The organism is Mariniflexile sp., assembly GCF_052728615.1.
This window is the reverse complement of record NZ_JBFVFE010000110.1, coordinates 1-3,674: the sequence shown is the minus strand read 5'-3', so window position 1 is coordinate 3,674 and position 3,674 is coordinate 1. Positions and strand designations below refer to the sequence as shown.

Annotated in this window: 2 protein-coding genes; both read right to left on the bottom strand. The window is 36.1% G+C overall.

The window, feature by feature from the left end; all coding sequences use genetic code 11:
* Positions 1-33: 33 nt before the first annotated feature.
* Entirely contained in the window at positions 34-609 is a 576-nt protein-coding gene (locus ACU1LP_RS19345; RefSeq protein ID WP_445733816.1) for an SGNH/GDSL hydrolase family protein, read from the bottom strand.
* Positions 610-632: 23 nt separating this feature from the next.
* Positions 633-3,590: a glycoside hydrolase family 2 TIM barrel-domain containing protein gene (locus ACU1LP_RS19340; RefSeq protein ID WP_445737089.1), complete on the bottom strand. Its 2,958-nt coding sequence runs from the start codon at positions 3,588-3,590 to the stop codon at positions 633-635.
* Positions 3,591-3,674 lie beyond the last annotated feature (84 nt).

Here is a 3,674-nt window from a genome sequence, read left to right as displayed (position 1 = left end):
GTGCTTGTGATTTTCTGCTCATCGGTTTTTAGGTCAAAGATAATATTTTTTGGAAAATGGAAATTTGTCGTACACCCCATAAATATCGTTTACAATGACTGAATGCTTTTTCATTATGGCCTTGGCCGCTTCATTATATTTTAGCACATCATCTTGAAACCTGCCAGCTTCATTTTCAGGAACGTAAGTTGTTGTAACAAAAATCAATTTTGCCTTTGTTTTTCTTTTAAGGATTGATACAATGGAATCTAAATTAGTTTTATATGCATCAATATCACAAGTGATTTTTCCGTTCATCTTATCTCTATTCCCCTGAACTTTTGAATCTGGATGGCGGTAGCAAAGATCCCACAATCCCCAGTTAAACTGGATAACATCCCAATCTCCATCTCCAATCCATGCATTGATGTTTTCCAAGCCAGTTCCTGTGTGCTGTGCATTTCCTGGATTATGCCGTATTATGGCATCTCCCGAAAAATGCTTTTCCACAAATGGCGTATAACCAATAGAAATAGAATCTCCTATAATCAATACTTTTGGCTTTTTAGTTCCAAAAGCAACCAATAAAAGCAGCACAATAAGAACTATATAAACCTTGTTTTTAAACATATAAATCATTGTTGTTCAAATAATTAGTCAATAGGCATTATAGAATAAGAATAACTCATGTTTTTTGCTTTAATTTGGTATTTTTCCAATGGCCTGGCGCCCCAACTGGTATCTCCACCAACACCCATCTGCATATTATCTATATTGATATTGACCAAATCTCGGGTAACAATATCTGTAGTGTGGCGTTGTTTCTTGGTTTCACCAGCATCAAAATCTGAATTATATTGGTGATGCGCGCTAAAACTCAATAACTTTGGCCCCAATACTTTGATGCCTTTTCCGTTTTCATTAGTGAATGTTACCCAACGTACATCGGTTTTATATCCATTTTCTTGCGGACGTACATATGCAAAATACAAATCTTTTACGTTGGCTTTATAATTCCCTACAAATGCCGCGGTATTTCTATCTTGGTAGTTTTCTTGCGGTCCTCTACCGTACCAGTTTACTAAATTATAATCGTTTTTCAATATAAAGTTATTTCCAAAACGAGGCATGTTCGGCAAGCCTTCTTTAACATCAAAAAGTGAATTTGTAACTGTTAGTTGTCCTGAGGCATCTATTTTATAGTCAACCTTAATTTTTGCCATTTCATTTGGCAGTTGATACAGTACTTGAAGATATGCCGAAGCGTTTTTTAAATTCCTACTGCCATCTACAGCTTTCAAATCTGTAACTTTATTGCCATCTTTTAATTGAATGGAAAGTAACGTTTGGTTATCGGTCGCTTTTTTCCAAGGCTCAAACACTTTTGGCATGTTGAATCCAAAATCATTATCGGTAGTGGCTCTCCAGAAATTTGGCTGGATGCCTTGGATAAGGATGTTTCCATTGCCGTAATCCAAAGCTGTTAGTTTACCCGTTTTTACATCGAAACTAGCTTCAAAAGCATCAGATTTAAAAGTTAAAATATTAGCTTGTGATGATACAGCAATAACATCGTCAGTATTCTTTTTGAAAACAGGTGTAAATGTTCCTGCCAAAAATTCCTCTTTGGCCAAAGGATATCCTTTAGGCAACAGCGGTAATTCATTTTTAGTTGATGCCAATATTTGAAGTGCATACTCTCCTGAATTCAAATCTACTTTCGGCAAATTAAGGATTAATGTTTTTGCTGCTCCCGGTTCTAAATCAAATGTTTCAATATTGTCTGACACTAACTGGTTTCCATCTTTAAAAAGTGACCAAGTAAAATTGAAATTATTTAAATTGGTGAAGAAATACTCATTAACGACTGTCACTTGTCCCGTTTTAAAATTGGCATCCCTAAAGTGAATGTTTTGATACACCTTTTTCAATTCTTCCAATCCAGGGTGCGGCGAACGGTCTGCATTTACAATACCGTTTATGCAAAAATTGGCATCGTTCTGAATATTCTCAGCGCCAAAGTCGCCACCATAGCCCCAATAGGATTGTCCATCTTCGGTTTTGGCCAAAAGCCCTTGATCAACCCAGTCCCATATAAAACCACCTTGCATCACATCATATTCACGAATAACATCCCAATAATCTTTAAAGTTACCAAGACTGTTGCCCATGGCGTGCGCATATTCACATTGGATCAATGGTCGTTTTGGGTTGTTTTTGGCATACTTTATCATTTCTGGAATGCGCATGTACATAGGTACTTGAATATCTGTGTTTTCGTAATTTGTAGCACCTTCATATTGAACTGGGCGGGTCATGTCTTGTTCTTTTAACCATGCATAAGTAGCAAAGAAATTTTCGCCATTGCCCGCTTCGTTCCCCAAGGACCATGTTACTATGGATGGATGGTTTTTATCGCGTTCAAACATTCTAACCGTTCTGTCCATATGCATCGCTTTCCATTCTGGCAGGTATGCTGGATGTATTTTTTTTGCTTCTTCGTTATTATCCAATCCTTGGTTGGTTGTTCCCATACCATGGGTTTCTATATTGGCCTCATCAACCACATAAAAACCATATTTATCGGTCATTGCATAGAAAAACGGATTTTTGGGATAGTGGCTGGTACGTATGGCATTTACATTGTTTTCCTTCATCAGTTTCAGGTCCTTCAGGGTAAGTTCTTTGCTAATTACATGTCCTGTGCTTTCGTCATGGTCGTGAAGGTTGACTCCTTTGATCAAAATTGGTTTTCCATTGACTAAAAATTGCGTGTTTTCAATTTTTATATTTCTAAATCCCACTTTTACTGAAGTGGCCTGTTCTATTTTACCTTCAGAATTACTTAAAGCTATGGTTGCCGTATATAGGTTAGGAGTTTCGGCAGTCCAAGGTTTGACGTCTTTTAATAAACCCTCAAAAGAAACATTTACAATTCCCAAAGTAACATTTATGGTTCTATTAAAAGTAAGCATTTCCTTTTTATTAGAATCCAATAATTTAACTTCCACTTTACGATTTTCTGGTGCATTTGAAGTATTTTTTATTTTAACATCTATACTGAAAGCGCCATCTTTATAAGCATTGACCAAATCGCTTCCAATTCTAAAATCATTAATAGCAATTGGGTTGTCTGCCCTTAAATACACATCACGTTCAATACCGCTTAACCTCCAAAAATCTTGATCTTCCATATAACTGGCGTCAGACCAACGTAATACTTGTACAGCAATTTGGTTTTTACCAGATTTAATATATTTGGTAATGTTATATTCGGCAGGTGTTTTACTTCCTTCGTTGTAGCCTACCATTTTACCATTTATGTAAACATACATAGCCCCACTTACCCCTGCAAAATGCAAGTAAATGTCTTTGTTTTTCCAATCGTTTGGAATATCGAAATCACGCTTATAAGTTCCAACATTGTTCATGTTATGAGGAATAAAGGGCGGATTTTTAGGAAATACATACTTTACATTGGTATAAATAGGTAAACCAAATCCTTCTATTTCCCAATTAGAAGGAACACTTATTGTATCCCAGCCTTTTACGCTAAAATCTTCTTTATAAAAATCGGTAGGTCTTGCTTGAACACTATCTGTATAACTCAAGTTTCGTACCTTCCTTTAAGCTACTAATTTAGTTGGATTTAGCGGTTTTAGCCTTTGGTCTAAAAAAGCTAGAGAATCACTGTT